We start from the raw sequence: 16,428 nt of genomic DNA on the forward strand, positions 1-16,428 counted from the left end.
GCCGCCTGATAGCGTTGCGTGGAGTCGGTTGGTGCGTAAGAGTCGGAACCTGCGTCTAAAGTCTCGCCTGAGCCCGTCTGCCTGGATGGCGCCCGCGATCATCGGCCTTGCACTTTATCTGGGCTTTCCCTCGGCTGCCGCCTATGCCGACCTTGCGACCTTCCTGTCCGGCATCAACCGGGGCGGCGAGCGCTGGCGCATGTATATGACCGCGTCGCCCGCCGGTTCGATCCATGAAGCCGAAATGGTGTTTGCCGATCCGGTCACCACGGGCGCGCTCGACGGCGGTGCCGGCATCATCATGCCCGATGGCAGCCGCGTCGCGCTGACCGCGGAAACCAAACATTCGGGCACGCCCGACGAGGACCGCGTCAACCGTCAGGCCAAAAAGGGCCGCGTCGTCGCCGTGACCCCGGTAACGCCGCCCAAGGATTTCTCCGCCGGCTCCATCCTGCAGCGCACCAGCTCTCTGATGGAGCCAAGCCTGGGGGAGGGGGAGAAGATGGTCTTCGCCAAGTCCCGCATCGAAGGCAAGGAGATCGAGATCGCCACCGCCTTCTACCGGAAGACGCCGCCAAAGGCGGAGCCCGGCGTCTCGCCGATGCTGGCCAAGCTCGTTACGAACGATCGCCCCGACATTCTTGCGACTGCTTACGTCCGGCCCGAGCCGGACTATGCGCGTGAATCACCCTTCGATTCGATCCTGCGCGAAGACAAGAACGCCGGTCGTTTCATTCCCGAGATTGCGCCGGACGATCACGCCTGGGCCGCCACCGCATTGCCGGGCTCGGTTTTCAGCAAGGAAGAGCAGACCTGTCTGGCGGAAGGCATCTATTTCGAAGCCCGCAGCGAGCCGCTCAAAGGTCAGGCCGCCGTCGCGCAGGTGATTCTCAATCGCGTGCGCAATCCCACCTATCCGAAGACCATTTGCGGCGTCGTTTACCAGAATAAGGCCTGGCGCAACCGTTGCCAGTTTTCCTTCGCCTGCGACATGATCCGCGACCTTATCTATTCCCGCTCGCACTGGAAGACCGCCAAGGAAGTTGCCATGGCCGTCACCGCCGGCAAGATCTGGCTGCCGGAAGTGGGCTCGGCCACCCATTACCATGCGACCTATGTCAATCCGCCATGGGCAAAGACGATGAAGCGGGTCGGCAAGATCGGCATGCATATCTTCTACCGCACCTATGGCGGCGGCTGGAGCTGATCGGCGCCTGACGCGATTCCGCCGTCTTTCCCGAGCGCACGCTAAAGGGGAGATTCCCGCCGGTCTCCGGCCGGAATCCTGCCGCGACCTTGCTGCAGATCGATGAATGCGTGCTTAACCCATTGAATTTCATGGAAAACATTGTCCACGATCAAGCGGCCTGCACGCCTTGACTATGCGGGTGCCTAAAACTATGTTGCGCGCGACTTCAAATGGGGCCGAAACGTGGCTTGTGCGAAGGCCTATTGTGTGACCGAAATCGCGGTCTGAGACCCGATAAGGACGACAAGGGAGTAGCCACGTGGCGGAGAAACCTGAAGAAAGTCTGGAAGCGCGGCTGAAGCAGCTCGGCGACAAGATTGAGTCCAAGAGGCCCAATACGCCTGATGCAGCGGAAGCCAGAGCCGCCGAAAGCCGTAAAGGCTATGCGGCGGCGATGAAGCTCTCGAGCGAGTTCATCGCCGGCATCGTTGTCGGGGCGTTTCTGGGCTATCTTTTGGACCACTTTGCGGGTACAGGGCCGTGGGGATTGATTATCTTCCTGCTTCTCGGCTTCTGCGCTGGCGTGCTGAATGTGCTGCGCTCGGCCGGTATGGTGGCGACACCGGAAGCCGGAAGAGGCGGTTCTGGGAATGACAAGAAGGACGGCGACGCCCGCTGAGGCGTTGCCCCGAAGAAAACGGTTTCCGCTTCCGGGCGGGTAGAACGAAAGAGAAGCGCGGTGTCAAACGATCCGACCCACCAGTTCCTGGTCAATAAGATTGTCCCGATCGAAATTGGCGGAATGGACTTTTCCTTCACCAATGCGTCGCTGTTCATGGTTGCGACCGTAGGTGTTGCCGCAGGCTTTCTTTATCTGACGACGTCGCAGCGCGGTCTTATCCCGACCCGCATGCAGTCGGTCTCGGAAATGTCCTACGAATTCATCGCCTCGATGCTGCGCGAAGGCGCCGGCAGCGGTGGCATGAAGTTCTTCCCGATGGTGTTCTCGCTGTTCATGTTCATCCTGACGGCGAACCTGCTCGGCATGATGCCCTACTTCTTCACGGTCACCAGCCAGATCATCGTCACTTTCGCTCTGGCGCTGTTCGTTATCGGTACCGTCATTCTCTACGGCTTCTACAAGCACGGTCTCGGCTTCCTGAAGCTCTTCGTGCCGCATGGCGTTCCTGGCGTACTTCTGCCGCTCGTCGTCGCGATCGAAGTCATCTCGTTCCTTTCCCGTCCCATCAGCCTTTCGGTCCGTCTTTTCGCCAACATGCTGGCCGGCCACATCACGCTGAAGGTTTTCGCAGGCTTCGTCACCTCGCTCAGCGCCCTCGGCGCAGTCGGCATCGGTGGCGCCATCCTGCCGCTCATCATGACCGTCGCCATTACCGGTCTTGAGTTCCTCGTCTGCTTCCTCCAGGCCTATGTCTTCGCGGTACTGACTTGCATGTACCTCAACGACGCTGTCCATCCCGGAAGCCACTAAGGAATAACAGTCGCTTGCTTCCGGCCGGTCCCCCGTCGGAAGCGCAATCCTAAGCCGCAACACCATTCGAAGGAGTTCACACATGGAAGCGGAAGCAGCAAAGTACATCGGCGCAGGTCTCGCTTGCCTCGGCATGGCCGGCACGGCTCTCGGCCTCGGCAACATCTTCGGCAGCTACCTCTCTGGCGCGCTGCGTAACCCGTCGGCTGCTGACGGCCAGTTCGGCCGCCTCGTATTCGGCTTCGCCGTTACGGAAGCTCTGGGCATCTTCTCGCTGCTCGTAGCCCTGCTCCTCCTCTTCGCCGTCTAATATCGGCTGGAGTTTCGGCCGCGACCCGTCAAAAGGTCGCGGCCGCGCATATTCTTGAGTGCACCTGGAGGTGAGCATGTTTGTGACCGCGGCTTATGCCCAGTCAACCACCACTGAAGGCGCCGAAGCACACGATGCCGCTGCGGCCGGTGAGGTGCACACCGAAACGGGTGTGGCTCACGAAGGCGAGGCTGGCTCCGGCGTGTTCCCGCCCTTCGATACGACCCATTTCGCATCGCAGCTGCTTTGGCTCGCGATCACGTTCGGCCTCTTCTATCTCCTGATGTCGAAGGTCATCATTCCGCGGATCGGCGGAATTCTGGAAACCCGTCACGATCGGATCGCTCAGGATCTCGATGAAGCGTCCCGCCTCAAGGGCGAAGCCGACGCTGCCATCGCTTCCTACGAGCAGGACCTGGCAGCCGCCAAGTCCAAGGGTCACAAGATCGCCGACGACGCCCGCGAATCCGCAAAGGCCAAGGCCAATGCTGACCGCACCGCCGTCGAAGCCGACCTTGCCAAGAAGATCTCGGCTGCAGAAGACCGCATCGCCGACATCAAGGCAAAGGCACTGGCCGACGTCGGCGCCATCGCCGAGGAAACCGCAACGGCTGTCGTCAAGCAGCTGATCGGCGGAACTGTCACCAAGGCCGAGATCACCGCTGCCGTCAAGGCATCGGGTGGCAACTGAGGAGCACTGAACTATGCATCTTGATGCAACTTTCTATGCCTTCGTTGGCCTGATCCTGTTCTTCGTCCTGATTGCCTATCTCAAGGTTCCGGGCATGGTCGGCAAGGCGCTCGACGCCCGTGCCGAAAAGATCGGCAACGAGCTGACCGAAGCCAAGCGCCTGCGCGAAGAAGCTCAGGGCCTCGTCGCTGAGTACCAGCGCAAGCGTAAGGATGCCGAAGCGGAAGCTGCCGGCATCGTCGCTGCCGCCCAGCGCGAAGCCGAAATGCTGACCGCGGAAGCCAAGCAGAAGACCGAGGAATACGTCGCTCGTCGCACGGCTCTTTCGGAACAGAAGATCAAGCAGGCCGAAAGCGATGCGATCAACGCGGTTCGTTCCGCTGCTGTCGATCTCGCGATTGCCGCTGCCGAGAAGGTCGTTGCCGCCAAGGCCGACGCCGGCGCTCAGAACGATCTGTTCAAAAAGGCACTTGGCGACGTGAAGGCGCGCCTGAACTAAGCGTTCGGACATTCCGATTGAAAGAGCCCCGCTTCGCGCGGGGCTTTTTTTATGCCTGTCTGTAGAAGCTGCATTGGCCCGAAGGATGAGGCGCCAAGCTCCGCTGGGATTTCGGCAGGCGTCTCGCCTTCAGCTGCCGAAGCGAAGTAGTGCCAGCGTTCAAGGCCAAACGTGGCGCACGGCAGCATGCGCGCCACCGGATGGCTTCTGACGCGAGAAAAGCTGTTGGCGAGATATGTCGGAACCGAAACCGGAAGCGCCTACGTGGCGCTCGCTACGCGGTTGCGCGCCGGTTAGTCGTCCTGGCGCAGTGGCCGGAAGCTCATGCGGTGCAGCGGGCAGGGGCCGTGGTTTTCGATGGCGCGACGGTGGGTCACCGTCGCATAGCCGGCATGGAGCGCAAAGCCATAGCCGGGATGCGCAAGGTCGGCGCGGGCCATCATGCGGTCACGGGTAACCTTGGCGACGATCGAAGCAGCGGCGATCGACAGCGAGCGCGCGTCGCCCTTGACCACCGCCTTGGCGTGGCAGGAGAGGCCGGGCGGTACGTCGCGGCCGTCGACGAGCACGAAGCGCGCGTTCGAGGGCAGGCCGGCGACGGCCCGCCGCATCGCTTCGAGGCTCGCCTTGCGGATGTCGGTGGCATCGATCGTGCCGGCCGACGCCGAGGCGATCGACACTTCGGATGTGGCGAGGATTTCTTCGAACAGTTTTTCGCGCGCCTGGGCCGTCAGCTTCTTGCTGTCGTCGAGTCCTGCGGGAATGGCGTCCGGATCGAGAATGACGGCGGCGGCGACCACCGGTCCAGCGAGCGGTCCACGACCGGCCTCATCCGCTCCGGCGACCGGCCAGAACCCATCGCCCCTGGCCGAAAGCTCGAAACTGAAATCGGGCGCTACGATGATATCGGGAAAAAGGGGAGAATCGGACGATCTGCGAGACATAAGTCTAGATCGCATGATCGACCGATTCTCTTCAAGCCCCCAGGTCCGAGTGCGGCGGCGGACGGGGGATTACCGGGGCCCACGGCGGGTAAGGGGGCACCGGAACTGCTATATGGTCTCAGGCGCCCGCCATCGGTCTTGCCTGGCGGGGCGGTGCGATCATCTCTCACCGTGCGCCATTACGGGTAGCGACGGTTACCGAGACATCGGAAAGCCTTCAAAGAAGCGAGAGCTGCACCCCCGTTCCAAGCGGCGGCACGAAGAGATCGTCCCGCAGTTGCCGGCGCGTCGGGTTGAAGCCGAGACGCTTGACTGCCAGGTCGAAGCGGCGGCCGATCTGCCACGCATAGGGGCCGGCGCCCTTCATGCGCTTGCCGAATTCGGCGTCATAGTCCTTGCCACCCCGCATGGAGCGGATGAGGGACATGACGTGCCGGTAGCGGTCCGGATAATTGCGCAGCAGCCAGTCGCGAAAGAGCGGGCTGACCTCGAGCGGCAACCGCAGCAGCACATAGCTTGCTTCTGTTGCTCCGGCCGTCCTTGCACCTTCGAGCACGCGCTCGATCTCGTGGTCGTTCAGCGCCGGAATGATCGGCGAAACGAGAACGCCGGCCGGGATGCCCGCTTCGGCGAGCATGCGGATCGCCTCCAGCCGCTTGCTCGGGGTCGAGGCACGCGGCTCCATCGTGCGGGCCAGCTTCCGGTCGAGCGTCGTGACGGAGATGCCGACGCGCACCAGTCCCTTTTCCGCCATCGGTGCCAGGATATCGATGTCGCGCGTGACCATCGCCGACTTGGTGACGATCATGACTGGATGGTTGGCATCCCGCAGCACCTCGAGGATCTGGCGCATGATGCGCCACTCCTTCTCGATCGGCTGATAGGGGTCGGTGTTGGTGCCGATGGCAATCGGCCTAACCTTGTAGTCCTGCCGCGCCAGCTCGCGCTCCAGAAGCCGCGGGGCGTCCGGTTTGGCAAACAGCTTCGCCTCGAAGTCGAGGCCGGCCGACAGGCCCATATAGGCGTGTGTGGGGCGGGCGAAACAATAGATGCAGCCGTGCTCGCAGCCGCGATAGGGATTGATCGAGCGGTCGAAAGAGATGTCGGGCGACTCGTTCCTGGTGATCACCGTGCGCGGCTTCTCGACCTGAACCTCGGTCTTGAAGGGCGGCAGATCCTCCAGGCTTTCCCAGCCGTCGTCGAACGTCTCGCGGCTGCGCGGTTCGAAGCGGCCGGACATGTTGATCCCGGCGCCGCGGCCGCGACGGCGATCGATATCGATCCGCAGGCCCGTTGCGCTCATCATCGCTTCGGCCACATCTGCCGTATTGGCGGGCGCAAGCGCACCCTGCCTGATCTGAGACAGCTCGGTCATTGGAATCTCCCCGGAATCAGATATTTGATCCCGTTTTGTTCTGATTATTTTCCTATCGCGAATGGAGGAACAATTCAAGAACAAAATTGGAGTTTCGAATTTACCGGTCAAGGCGCCGCTGCGGGCCGTGTCCCGGATGTAGCAATTGCCGTGCCGATGCGTTACGAGAAACCATGCTCACGATCATCATGGAAACCCGCGACAACGAGGCCGAACTGGCGCAGACGCTTGCTGTGCTGGTGGCAGGCGCCGTGGAAGGCCTGGTCAGCGATGTGATCATCCTCGATCACGGCTCGAGGGACGGTTCGTCCGACGTGGCCGATGCCGCCGGCTGCCGTTTCTGCCGGGATTGGGATCTCGCCGATGTGGTGGGCTCGGCGCGCGGCGAGTGGCTGATGTTGCTGGAGCCGGGCGCGCGCCCGATCGGCCGCTGGATCGATGAGTTGGCCGAGTACGTGTCGATGAACAAGGCACCGGCCCGTTTCTCCGGATCGAGACTACATCGCAAGCCTTTCTTCCGCCGGCTGACCGGGCGTGGAAAGCCGCTGGAGACGGGATTTCTCCTGCGCAAGAACGACGCGCTTGCGGCCGCCCGCGGCAACATGGGCCTGGATGCGATGACGAATGTCCGCTCTGTCCGCAGGCTTTCGACCGAACTCGTTCCGGCCTGGGTCGCTGTCGAAGCCAGGCGGTAACGCCGGCTCCCGCGCGAAAAAATTAAAGGTGCCAGTCCCTTAGGGGACGGCACCTCCAAGCGGCTCTCAAATGACCTTGTTTGGAAGATTTCTGTCCGGGCAGCATTCTGGCTGCCCGTCGTATCCAACATTTCATTCCGCCCGGGGGACAGAGGCGGAAGGGTCTTGCGGTGCGAGGAACGGAACGTGCGGCGGTCGTTCCTCGCTGTGTCAACGCTTGAAAACTATCGGGAGGCGAAGCGAGCGTCAGTTACTAAGGTAACAGGTCGGCCGGGCCGGAACGGTCCATGCTCTTCAGCCGCGTTTCAGGTGCTCGTCGAGTCGCGGCATGATCTCCACGAAATTGCAGGGCATGTGCCGGTAGTCGAGCTGCTGCTTGAGGATGCCGTCCCACGCATCGCGGCAGGCGCCGGGCGAACCCGGAAGGACGAAGATGAAGGTGGCGTTGGCAACGCCGCCGGTTGCGCGCGACTGGATCGTCGACGTCCCGATCTTCTCGTAGGAGATACGGTGGAAGACCTCGGAGAACCCGTCCATGCGCTTTTCGAACAGCGGTTCCAGCGCCTCGGGCGTCACGTCCCGCCCGGTGAAGCCCGTTCCACCTGTCGTGATCACCACGTCGATGGTGGGATCGAGCGTCCAGGCCTTCACCTGGTCGTAGATCTTCGTCTTGTCGTCGGGAACGATGGCGCGCGCCTCAAGGCGGTGCCCGGTGTCACGCACCCGCGCTTCCAACGTGTCGCCCGACTTGTCGTCGGCGCGCGTGCGGGTGTCTGAGACCGTAAGGATGGCGATCCCGACAGGAATGAAGGGGCGCTTTTCGTCGATGCCGGCCATGCTAATTCCCTTTGTCCACTGTCTTGCAGGCGAGAACGTACCACCCGGGGTAGGCCTCTGAAAGAGCGCGCGCTGTCGCAGCCGCGCGCGCCTCGCTGTCGAAAAGGCCGAAGCACGTGGCGCCTGAACCGGACATGCGCGTGAGTGTCGCTCCGGCTTGCGTCAGCGCTTGGCAGACCTCGCCGATCACGGGTTCAAGGCTCTCCGCCGGCGGCTGCAGATCGTTGCGCATCGTGGCGATGGCGGAAATCCACTCGGCAACAGTTCCGGCACCGTGAGGCGCAGCGAGCGGCGGGTTCGTTTTGTTGGAGAGCGTCCGGAACACGACCGGCGTCGAGACGGCGACGAGCGGATTGACCAGCACGATCGGCAGGGCGGGGAAATCGTCGATCGGCGTGATCTCCTCGCCGATCCCCTTCGCCAAGAGGGGTCCGCCGGCAAGGCACATCGGCACGTCCGCCCCGAGCCGCAGCGCGATGGCGGCAAGGTGGGAAGGTTCGATCGTCGCGCGCCAGAGTTCGAGAAGCCCAAGAAGCGTCGCCGCAGCATCCGCCGACCCACCGCCGATGCCCGAGGCGAGCGGCAGGTTCTTTTCGAGATGCAGGTGAACCGGCCCGGCCGCGTCGGGGGCATGCGCCCGCAGTTCGGCGCGCAGCAGGTCGCGCGCCTTCAGAACCAGGTTGCCGCCATCAGCGCCGGCATCCATCGGCAACGCGGCGGCAAACGCGCCCGATACGGTGAAGCGGTCCGCATCCGCCGCCGAGAGACCGATGCGGTCGCCGCGGTCGGCAAAGGTGACGAGGCTTTCGAGAAGGTGGTGGCCGTCGGCGCGCTGGCCGACGACGTGAAGGGCCAGATTGATCTTGGCGGGGGCTGCGCGCGTCAGCGCGAAGCCCTCGATGTCATCGTCCGACATGGAACGATCAGGACTTCTTGTCCGGCGCCGGTGCTTCCGGGGTCACCTTCTTCGGCGCAGTTTCCTTGGCGTCGGCCGAGGCGGGGACCGTTTCCTTGAGCGGCGGCAGCCCGTTCTCGATCTTTGCCTTGATCTTCGGGATCTCGGCTTCCTCGGGCTTCAGTTCGAGCGTCTGCGTCCACTGGAACACGGCCTCGAGCTTGCGGCCGACGCGCCAGTAGGCGTCGCCAAGGTGATCGTTGATCGTCGGGTCGCCGGCCATCAGTTCGGCCGCCTTCTCCAGCTCCACAACCGCGTCGTCGAAGCGGTTCATGCGGAAATAGGCCCAGCCGAGGGAATCGACGATATAGCCGTCATCCGGCTTCAGCTCGACGGCCTTGCGGATCATCTCCAGGCCTTCTTCGAGATTAATGTTCATGTCGACCCAGGAATAGCCGAGATAGTTCAGCACCTGCGGCTGGTCCGGATTGAGCTCCAGCGCCTTGCGGAAGTTCGGCTCGGCCTTGTCCCAGAGCTTCTGGCGCTCGTATGCGATGCCGCGCTGGAAGAACACGGTCCAATCGCTGCGCGTCGGCACGGAGCCGATCTGGTCGACGGCGCGATCGTAAAGCTCGCCCATCTCCTTGTAGTCCTTGGCGTCGGAAAGCACGCTGCCATAGGCGAGATAGTTGCGGATGTTCTTCGGATCGACGTCGATCAGCGCCTTCAGGTGCTTCTTCGCCTCGTCGACCTTGCCGATGCTGGCGAGGCTGAGGCCGAGCTGCAGTTCCGAAACGCGCCGCATCGGCGAGGTCTCGGGAATGGCCTTGTAGAGTTCGATCGCCTCGTTCGGCTTCTTCAGGTTTTCAGCGATGCCGCCGAGCATGACCAGGATGTCGGCGCTGTCAGGGTCGAGCCGGCGCGCGGTCTGCAGGTAGAGCGAAACGATATCTTCGGCGCCGTCGCGGTTGAGTGCGGCACCGATCGAAAAGAGCACGGCCGCAGTGCCCTGGGTGGCGTTCTTGACCTGCTGTTCCTGCGGGACGCCATTCTCGATCTCGGTCCTCAGCGCCTGCAGCGGCGTGTAGTTGTTGACCATGTTTTCGCCGACGGCGACGGTGTCGAGCGCCTTCTGCTTGTTGCCTTCGCGTGCCTCGAAACGGGCGAGCGCTTCCACTGCACGCATGAAGGTGTCGGGAGCGGCACTTCCGCCCTCGCGGTCGAGAATGGCGTCGTTGAGCCTGCTGCGTGCCGTCTGCTTGTCACCCGCGGCAACCGCGATCGCGCCGGCATGGTAATTCTTGAACACGCGGAACCATTCGGGACCATCGAGTTCCTTGATCTGGGCGAGCGCTTCCTTCGGCTTGCCCTGGCCGAATTTCGCCCAGGCAGAGAGCAGGCCGTTCATCAGCCGGTCGAGATCGTTCGGGCCCTGGTAGTTCAGAAGCTTCTGCGCGTTGCGATACTCGCGCTTGCGGATCGCTTCGATCGCCCGAATGACCGTCGTGATGCGCTCGACGGCTGGGTCGGACTTCAGCTGCTCGGCGATCTTCGCGCCTTCGTCGAACTGGCCCGCCATCAAGAGCGTGATCATCAGCCGCTGCTTGACGTCGTTGTTGTTCGGCTCGAACTGTAGCGCGATCCTGTAGAGCTCGGTGGCGGAAGCGAAGTCGCGGTCCGTATCGGCGGTGCGGGCAGCGAGAAACGCGCCGGAAAAGGTATTGACCGATTTGATGTCGAAGGGTTCGCTTTCCTCGGCGGCTGCAGCCTTCTCCTCGGCAAATGCCTGGTGGCCGCCGCTGACAGCAGCAAGAGCCAGCAGTGCTGCGCCGCTGAGGAGGCGGAGAATCGTCTTTTGCCGCATGTCAAACCTTTCGCGCCGATTGCTCGGCTTTCGCACCACTAAGGGTTGTTTCGGAGTCAGCCACATATTGCCCAACGCAACTCTTGAGGAACAGAATGGCTTTTTTGGCGCAACGCGGCAAGAAAATCCTGTCGTTCGTTCTGGCCTGCCCGGAGCCCGTCAGCTGACGCGATCGATGCAGAAGTCGATGACTTCCGTAAGCGCCGATTTCCAGGGTGACGCCGGCAGCGGCGCCAGGGCGTCGCGGGCAATCGTGCCGTAGTGCTGGGCGCGCGCGATGGTGTCGCTCAAGCCGCCATAGCGCTTGATCAGTCCGAGCGCCTTGTCGAGGTTGGCGTCGCTGCTGTCGCCGCCTTCGATCGCCTCGCGCCAGAAGGCACGATCTTCCGCCGTCCCGCGGCGGTAGGAGAGGATCACCGGAAGGGTGATCTTGCCTTCGCGGAAGTCGTCGCCGACGTTCTTGCCGAGGTCGCTCGACGAGCCGCCATAGTCGAGCACGTCATCGACGAGCTGGAAGGCGAGGCCGAGGTTCATGCCGTAGGATTTCAGCGCGTTGCGGTCGGATTTGCTGGTCTGGGCAACGATCGGGCCGACTTCGGCGGCCGCGGCAAAGAGCGCTGCGGTCTTGGCGCGAATGACCTGGAGATAGTCGTCCTCGGTCGTTTCCATGTTCTTGGCGACCGAGAGCTGCAGCACTTCCCCTTCGGCGATGACCGAAGCGGCGGTCGACAGCACGTCGAGCGCGTCGAGCGAGCCGACATCGACCATCATGCGGAAGGCCTGGCCGAGCAGGAAGTCGCCGACCAGCACGCTTGCCTGGTTGCCCCAGATCGTGCGCGCGGTGGACTTGCCGCGGCGAAGGTCGCTTTCATCGACGACGTCGTCATGGAGAAGCGTCGCCGTGTGCATGAATTCGACGCTGGTTGCGAGCTTGACGTGGGCGTCGCCCTCATAGCCGAACATCGCAGCGGAGGCGAGCGTCAGCATCGGGCGCAGGCGCTTGCCGCCCGAGGAAATCAGGTGGTTGGCGACCTCAGGAATCATCTGAACGTCGGAGCCGGCCTTCGACAGGATGAGCTGGTTGACGCGCTCCATGTCCGCCGCTGTCAGGTCAACGAGCGGCTTTACGGACGCCTGTTTGTTTTTGCTGTCTTCCAGCGGTATCACTACGCCCACACCGGGACTCCTGTTTTCATTGTCGCTTTCGACAATAGGAAGGGGTGTCCCGTGCGGCAAGAGGCGAATTGTCCCGCTTGCTGAAATAGGACAGGAAAAACCGCCGGATGAAGGAATTGATCCGTACCAACGATGCCGTCCTGCTCTCCTTCGCCGAGAGCCTGATGAAAGACGCCGGCATCGCAAGCCTGATTGCCGATCAGGGGATGAGCATTCTCGAGGGCTCGCTTGGCCTCTTGCCCCGCCGCTTTCTGGTCGCCGAGGAAGACGCGGATGCCGCGCGCCGGATCCTGATCGACGCCGGGCTCGAGGCGGAGTTGCGATCGTGAGTTCGGTTCCGGCTCCGGCGGCCGCAACCGAGACCGTCGATGCCTTTCACCGCGGCAAGTTCCATGTCGTCCAGCCGCTCGGCCAGGGCCACCGGTCGGGCATGGACGCCATGCTCTTGGCGTCGCTCGTCGCATCGGATCGTCCCTGCCGCGTCGCCGATCTCGGTGCCGGCGCGGGTGCGGCCGGCATGGCGGTTGCTTCGCGGATCGACGATGCGGAAGTGGTACTGGTGGAACGCTCGCCCGTTATGGCGGAGTTTGCCCGCCGCAGCCTGGCGCTCGCAGAAAATGCCCGCTTTGCGCAGCGCGTCTCGGTCGTCGAGGCCGACGTTTCGTTGACAGGTAAGGCGCGCGTCGCGACGGGCCTGGCGGATGACAGCTTCGACCACGTGATCATGAACCCGCCCTTCAACGATGCCTCCGACCGCAAGACGCCGGATGCGCTCAAGGCCGAGGCCCATGCGATGAGCGACGGGCTGTTCGAGATCTGGGTGAAGACGGCAGGCGCGATCATGAAGCCGGGCGGGCAACTGTCGCTGATCGCCCGGCCGGAATCGGTCGCCGAGATCATCGCCGCCTGTGGCCGCCGCTTTGGCGGTATCGAGATCACGGCGCTGCATCCGCGCGTCGGTGAAAATGCCGTGCGCATCCTGGTGACGGCGATCAAGCAGAGCCGCAAGCGGCTGGTCCTCCGCGCGCCGCTCGTCATGCACGAGGAGGGGCATCGCTTCGCCGACCATGTCGACGACCTCAACAATGGCCGCGCCGCCTATCGCCGCCGTTGATTTACCGTATGCGGCATTGCGTTCGCCGCGTCAGTGCATACATGGCATGGAAGAGCCCCTGACGACGATCCGGGCAGGGGAGGCGAAGCGTTTCGCTTATCGCCAATGAGACGCGGTCACGTCTTTGATTTCCGGCTGTTCCGGCCCAAGATCATAGGCATGGCCCAGCAGGCAGGAGTTGAAATGAAGGCGTTCCTGAGACGGTTGTTGCCCAAGCGTTTTCGCAAGGAAGGCGTGACGATCCCCGTCGTCCGGCTCCACGGCGCGATCATGGCCGGCGGCGGTCAGTTCCGGCCGGCGCTCAACCTGGCGACGGCGGCCCCGCTTCTCGAAAAGGCCTTCGCAATCAAGGAGGCTCCGGCGGTTGCGATCTCCGTCAATTCGCCCGGCGGCTCGCCGGTGCAGTCGCGGCTGATCTACCAGCGCATCCGCGATCTCGCCCTTGAGAAGAAAAAGCGCGTGCTGATCTTCGTCGAGGACGTCGCCGCATCCGGCGGCTACATGATCGCGCTTGCCGGCGACGAGATCATCGCCGACCCGACCTCGATCGTCGGCTCGATTGGCGTCGTCTCCGGCGGCTTTGGTTTTCCGGAACTCCTGAAGAAGATCGGCGTCGAGCGCCGTGTCTATACCGCCGGCGAAAACAAGGTGATGCTCGATCCGTTCCAGCCGGAAAAGGAAAACGACATCGCTTTCCTGAAGAACCTGCAGCTCGATATCCATGATACCTTCATCCAGATGGTCAAGGCCCGCCGCGGCCAGCTGCTCGCCGACGATCCCGATATCTTCTCCGGTCTTTTCTGGACCGGTCGGCGCGGGCTGGAGCTCGGCATCATCGACGGGCTTGGCGACCTGCGCGGCGAGGTGAAGAAGCGCTATGGCGACAAGGCGCGCCTCGAACTCATTCAGCCGGTGCGCAGCCTTTTCGGCCGCCGGCAGAGCGGTGCGGCCGTTGCGGGCGCGATCGCCGCTCCATTGGCCGCTTCCGCAGCGGCGGGACTTGCCGAAGCCATCGAGGAAAGGGCATTGTGGGCCCGCTTCGGGCTTTGATGCCTGCCCGGCCTGACATGTCCTTGGAGGGAAAATGCCGCAACTCATCCTGCTCCTGATCGCAGGTTTCGTCTTCTGGCTCGGCTATCGCAAGTTCGTGGCGGATGCCCAGAAGCTGACGCGCCAGCGCGAGCGGGCGCGTCGCGAGGAGCAGACCGGGGCCCAGGGAACATTGGTGAAGGATCCGGAAACCGGCGAATACAGACTGAAGCGCGACGGCGAGTGAGGGCGGTCTGAACGCGTCAGTGCGGCGGCGGTCTATTTGCCTGCCCGCTGCCGTAGCGCTTGACCCCTGTCATCAGGCATGGCACCTGTCCGGCACATTTTCCAGAAGAAATCCGGACGCGATCCATGACCACTCTGCCTGATCATATGAACCCGAAGCGCTCGTTTCAGGCTCTGATCCTGACACTCCACAACTACTGGGCCGATAAGGGTTGCGCCGTGCTGCAGCCCTACGACATGGAAGTGGGCGCCGGTACCTTCCATCCGGCAACGACCCTGCGTGCGCTCGGCCCGCGTCCCTGGCGCGCGGCCTACGTCCAGCCGTCGCGTCGCCCGACCGATGGCCGCTACGGCGAAAACCCGAACCGCCTGCAGCACTACTATCAGTATCAGGTGATCCTGAAGCCGAACCCGTCCAACCTGCAGGAACTCTATCTCGGTTCGCTCGAGGCGATCGGTCTCGACCCGCTGCTGCACGATATCCGCTTCGTCGAGGACGACTGGGAAAGCCCGACGCTCGGCGCCTGGGGTCTCGGCTGGGAATGCTGGTGCGACGGCATGGAAGTCTCGCAGTTCACGTACTTCCAGCAGGTCTGCGGCATCGAATGCTCGCCGGTCTCGGGCGAACTGACCTACGGTCTCGAACGCCTGGCCATGTATGTGCAGGGCGTCGACAACGTCTACGACCTGAACTTCAACGGCCGCGAGGGTGCCGAGAAGATCAGCTATGGCGACGTCTTCCTGCAGGCCGAACAGGAATATTCGCGCTACAATTTCGAATACGCCAATACCGCGATGCTGCATCAGCATTTCATCGACGCAGAGGCCGAGTGCCAGGCGTTGCTGGCTGCCGGCGCTCCCGGCGACAACAGCAACAACCACCTGCACAAATGCGTCTTCCCGGCCTATGACCAGTGCATCAAGGCGAGCCACGTGTTCAACCTGCTCGACGCCCGCGGTGTGATCTCGGTCACCGAGCGCCAGAGCTACATCCTGCGCGTACGCACGCTCGCCAAGGCCTGTGGCGAAGCCTTCCTGTTGACCGACGCCGGTGGCGCGAACCTTAGCCGGGACGCCGCTTGAGCATTGAATCGTCCGGCCTGGTCGTTCACATCAACGGCTGGCCGGGCACCGGCAAGCTGACGATCGCGCGCCAACTTGCCGAAAGGCTGGGCGCGCGGCTCGCCGACAATCACACGCTGATCAATCCGGCCGAGGCGCTGTTTGACCGCGGCACGCCGCTCTACCGGTCGCTGCGCGCGGCGATCCGCGAAAGCGTGTTCGAACACATCGCCAAGGCGCCGGCCGAGCAATCCTTCGTCTTCACCGATGCACTCTCGGATGATGCCGCCGATACCCGTGCCTTCGAAGACTATGCAGCACTCGCGCAAAGACGGGGTGCGCGCTTCGTCGCGGTCGTCATCGATTGCAATCTTGAGGAAAACTTGAAGCGGCTGACGCGCGCGGGCCGGGCCAAGCAGCACAAGCTCACCGATCCCGAGGTGCTCCTCGGATTGCGGCGCGCCCACAGGCTGTTGCGCGGCAACGGCGACCTGCTGATCGAGATCGACGTCACTGGCCTGGGAGCGGATGAGGCGGCAGAAGCAATCGTGTCGCAGATCAAGGGGTGGTCGGCGGTCAGATGATCCGGGTGGCGCCGACGTCGTTCTTGCAGAACGGTTTCATCGTCGGGTAGGCGCCGGTATAGACTTGACCGGAATAGGTCTGCAGGGCGCGGCGGACACCGGCCGGCCGTTCGGGCGAGTGAGCGCTCGCATAGGCAACGAAGAGCGCCGAAAAGGCGATCACGTTGATGAGAGTTGCGAGCGTTTTCATGGTCTTCACTTCGGTTCCGGGTTGTTCGATGAACCGACTATCGCCGATCGCCGGTGGGTCCGCCGTTACCATTGGAACAGGAATCGAGAGGTTTTCGCCTGGCGGGGCGTTGCTGCGGTGAACAGTGTGTTCACGCTGCAGGTGGCAATTGGGGAGGAGTGCGTTTCTCGGCCCAATTGCTGCAGAAAGCGCTATGAAGCTGAGAAGCGAATGCTAATCTCTGCGCGAGTTTTTTG

At 63.0% G+C, this 16,428-nt stretch carries 20 protein-coding genes; 13 read left to right on the forward strand and 7 right to left on the reverse strand.

Features of this window, described 5'->3' with window-relative positions; genetic code table 11:
- The first annotated feature begins 85 nt into the window (after positions 1-85).
- The 6 genes from M2267_RS03955 (at position 86) to M2267_RS03980 (ending at position 4,181) form a co-directional block, all read left to right on the forward strand.
- Positions 86-1,207 carry a cell wall hydrolase gene (locus tag M2267_RS03955; RefSeq protein ID WP_429113037.1) on the forward strand — a complete coding sequence of 374 codons (1,122 nt, stop codon included), beginning with the start codon at positions 86-88 and terminating at the stop codon, positions 1,205-1,207.
- A gap of 301 nt (positions 1,208-1,508) precedes the next feature.
- The gene (locus M2267_RS03960) at positions 1,509-1,868 is read left to right on the forward strand and encodes an AtpZ/AtpI family protein (protein ID WP_043620934.1); all 360 of its coding nucleotides are present in this window, start codon (positions 1,509-1,511) and stop codon (positions 1,866-1,868) included.
- A 60-nt stretch (positions 1,869-1,928) separates the two neighbouring features.
- Positions 1,929-2,681 carry a F0F1 ATP synthase subunit A gene (locus tag M2267_RS03965; RefSeq protein WP_043620932.1) on the forward strand — a complete coding sequence of 251 codons (753 nt, stop codon included), beginning with the start codon at positions 1,929-1,931 and terminating at the stop codon, positions 2,679-2,681.
- A gap of 82 nt (positions 2,682-2,763) precedes the next feature.
- Complete coding sequence (locus M2267_RS03970) at positions 2,764-2,991, forward strand: F0F1 ATP synthase subunit C (protein ID WP_025426100.1); 228 nt, start codon at positions 2,764-2,766, stop codon at positions 2,989-2,991.
- Positions 2,992-3,067: 76 nt separating this feature from the next.
- On the forward strand, positions 3,068-3,682 hold the full coding sequence (locus tag M2267_RS03975; protein ID WP_043620929.1) for a F0F1 ATP synthase subunit B: 615 nt from the start codon (positions 3,068-3,070) through the stop codon (positions 3,680-3,682).
- Between the two features lie 13 nt (positions 3,683-3,695).
- The gene (locus M2267_RS03980) at positions 3,696-4,181 is read left to right on the forward strand and encodes a F0F1 ATP synthase subunit B (RefSeq protein ID WP_043620926.1); all 486 of its coding nucleotides are present in this window, start codon (positions 3,696-3,698) and stop codon (positions 4,179-4,181) included.
- Positions 4,182-4,474: 293 nt separating this feature from the next.
- Here the strand turns inward: M2267_RS03980 and M2267_RS03985 are convergent, their stop codons facing one another.
- Positions 4,475-5,125, reverse strand: a complete 651-nt coding sequence (locus tag M2267_RS03985; RefSeq protein WP_429112636.1) for a ribonuclease HII — start codon at positions 5,123-5,125, stop codon at positions 4,475-4,477.
- A gap of 217 nt (positions 5,126-5,342) precedes the next feature.
- On the reverse strand, positions 5,343-6,500 hold the full coding sequence (locus M2267_RS03990) for a PA0069 family radical SAM protein (protein WP_034801053.1): 1,158 nt from the start codon (positions 6,498-6,500) through the stop codon (positions 5,343-5,345).
- A 173-nt stretch (positions 6,501-6,673) separates the two neighbouring features.
- Here M2267_RS03990 and M2267_RS03995 point away from each other — a divergent pair, with 173 nt between their 5' ends.
- Entirely contained in the window at positions 6,674-7,195 is a 522-nt protein-coding gene (locus M2267_RS03995) for a glycosyl transferase (protein WP_429112638.1), read from the forward strand.
- Positions 7,196-7,489: 294 nt separating this feature from the next.
- Here M2267_RS03995 and moaB read toward each other — a convergent pair whose 3' ends face one another.
- The 4 genes from moaB to M2267_RS04015 form a co-directional block, all read right to left on the reverse strand.
- Entirely contained in the window at positions 7,490-8,032 is a 543-nt protein-coding gene (gene moaB / locus M2267_RS04000; RefSeq protein ID WP_429112639.1) for a molybdenum cofactor biosynthesis protein B, read from the reverse strand.
- Position 8,033: 1 nt separating this feature from the next.
- Complete coding sequence (locus M2267_RS04005) at positions 8,034-8,948, reverse strand: 4-(cytidine 5'-diphospho)-2-C-methyl-D-erythritol kinase (protein ID WP_429112641.1); 915 nt, start codon at positions 8,946-8,948, stop codon at positions 8,034-8,036.
- A 7-nt stretch (positions 8,949-8,955) separates the two neighbouring features.
- Positions 8,956-10,791, reverse strand: a complete 1,836-nt coding sequence (locus M2267_RS04010; RefSeq protein ID WP_429112642.1) for a tetratricopeptide repeat protein — start codon at positions 10,789-10,791, stop codon at positions 8,956-8,958.
- Positions 10,792-10,950: 159 nt separating this feature from the next.
- Positions 10,951-11,967 (reverse strand): polyprenyl synthetase family protein, encoded by a 1,017-nt coding sequence (locus tag M2267_RS04015; RefSeq protein ID WP_034801067.1) that lies wholly within the window; start codon positions 11,965-11,967, stop codon positions 10,951-10,953.
- 107 nt (positions 11,968-12,074) lie between these two features.
- Between M2267_RS04015 and M2267_RS04020 the strand changes: the two genes are divergently transcribed.
- The 6 genes from M2267_RS04020 (at position 12,075) to M2267_RS04045 (ending at position 16,002) form a co-directional block, all read left to right on the forward strand.
- Positions 12,075-12,296, forward strand: a complete 222-nt coding sequence (locus M2267_RS04020) for a DUF2007 domain-containing protein (protein ID WP_043620908.1) — start codon at positions 12,075-12,077, stop codon at positions 12,294-12,296.
- Complete coding sequence (locus M2267_RS04025; RefSeq protein ID WP_043620902.1) at positions 12,293-13,081, forward strand: tRNA1(Val) (adenine(37)-N6)-methyltransferase; 789 nt, start codon at positions 12,293-12,295, stop codon at positions 13,079-13,081. Before M2267_RS04020 ends, M2267_RS04025 begins: the two co-directional genes overlap by 4 nt.
- Positions 13,082-13,264: 183 nt before the next feature.
- On the forward strand, positions 13,265-14,131 hold the full coding sequence (locus tag M2267_RS04030; RefSeq protein ID WP_429112643.1) for a S49 family peptidase: 867 nt from the start codon (positions 13,265-13,267) through the stop codon (positions 14,129-14,131).
- Positions 14,132-14,165: 34 nt separating this feature from the next.
- A complete protein-coding gene (locus M2267_RS04035; RefSeq protein WP_192447629.1) occupies positions 14,166-14,357 on the forward strand; it encodes a hypothetical protein in 192 nt (63 codons plus the stop codon).
- Positions 14,358-14,482: 125 nt separating this feature from the next.
- Positions 14,483-15,439 (forward strand): glycine--tRNA ligase subunit alpha, encoded by a 957-nt coding sequence (locus tag M2267_RS04040; protein WP_082006116.1) that lies wholly within the window; start codon positions 14,483-14,485, stop codon positions 15,437-15,439.
- Positions 15,436-16,002 carry an AAA family ATPase gene (locus M2267_RS04045; RefSeq protein WP_429112647.1) on the forward strand — a complete coding sequence of 189 codons (567 nt, stop codon included), beginning with the start codon at positions 15,436-15,438 and terminating at the stop codon, positions 16,000-16,002. Before M2267_RS04040 ends, M2267_RS04045 begins: the two co-directional genes overlap by 4 nt.
- Here M2267_RS04045 and M2267_RS04050 read toward each other — a convergent pair.
- Positions 15,995-16,192 carry a hypothetical protein gene (locus tag M2267_RS04050; RefSeq protein ID WP_043621007.1) on the reverse strand — a complete coding sequence of 66 codons (198 nt, stop codon included), beginning with the start codon at positions 16,190-16,192 and terminating at the stop codon, positions 15,995-15,997. The two genes, M2267_RS04045 and M2267_RS04050, sit on opposite strands and share 8 nt — an antisense overlap.
- Positions 16,193-16,428: the final 236 nt, after the last annotated feature.

It is taken from the genome of Ensifer sp. KUDG1, assembly GCF_050434285.1.
In the GTDB taxonomy this organism is placed as follows: domain Bacteria; phylum Pseudomonadota; class Alphaproteobacteria; order Rhizobiales; family Rhizobiaceae; genus Ensifer.

Bases quoted from the DNA above. Each gene is read 5' to 3' on its own strand.
- M2267_RS03975 (WP_043620929.1), top strand. From the start codon at position 3,068: ATGTTTGTGACCGCGGCTTATGCCCAGTCAACCACCACTGAAGGCGCC.
- M2267_RS04040 (WP_082006116.1), top strand. From the start codon at position 14,483: ATGACCACTCTGCCTGATCATATGAACCCGAAGCGCTCGTTTCAGGCT.
- M2267_RS04050 (WP_043621007.1), bottom strand. From the start codon at position 16,192: ATGAAAACGCTCGCAACTCTCATCAACGTGATCGCCTTTTCGGCGCTC.
- M2267_RS03995 (WP_429112638.1), top strand. From the start codon at position 6,674: ATGCTCACGATCATCATGGAAACCCGCGACAACGAGGCCGAACTGGCG.
- M2267_RS04020 (WP_043620908.1), top strand. From the start codon at position 12,075: ATGAAGGAATTGATCCGTACCAACGATGCCGTCCTGCTCTCCTTCGCC.
- M2267_RS04035 (WP_192447629.1), top strand. From the start codon at position 14,166: ATGCCGCAACTCATCCTGCTCCTGATCGCAGGTTTCGTCTTCTGGCTC.
- M2267_RS03980 (WP_043620926.1), top strand. From the start codon at position 3,696: ATGCATCTTGATGCAACTTTCTATGCCTTCGTTGGCCTGATCCTGTTC.
- M2267_RS03970 (WP_025426100.1), top strand. From the start codon at position 2,764: ATGGAAGCGGAAGCAGCAAAGTACATCGGCGCAGGTCTCGCTTGCCTC.
- M2267_RS04030 (WP_429112643.1), top strand. From the start codon at position 13,265: ATGAAGGCGTTCCTGAGACGGTTGTTGCCCAAGCGTTTTCGCAAGGAA.
- M2267_RS03990 (WP_034801053.1), bottom strand. From the start codon at position 6,500: ATGACCGAGCTGTCTCAGATCAGGCAGGGTGCGCTTGCGCCCGCCAAT.
- M2267_RS03955 (WP_429113037.1), top strand. From the start codon at position 86: ATGGCGCCCGCGATCATCGGCCTTGCACTTTATCTGGGCTTTCCCTCG.
- M2267_RS03985 (WP_429112636.1), bottom strand. From the start codon at position 5,125: ATGTCTCGCAGATCGTCCGATTCTCCCCTTTTTCCCGATATCATCGTA.
- moaB (WP_429112639.1), bottom strand. From the start codon at position 8,032: ATGGCCGGCATCGACGAAAAGCGCCCCTTCATTCCTGTCGGGATCGCC.
- M2267_RS04005 (WP_429112641.1), bottom strand. From the start codon at position 8,948: ATGTCGGACGATGACATCGAGGGCTTCGCGCTGACGCGCGCAGCCCCC.
- M2267_RS04010 (WP_429112642.1), bottom strand. From the start codon at position 10,791: ATGCGGCAAAAGACGATTCTCCGCCTCCTCAGCGGCGCAGCACTGCTG.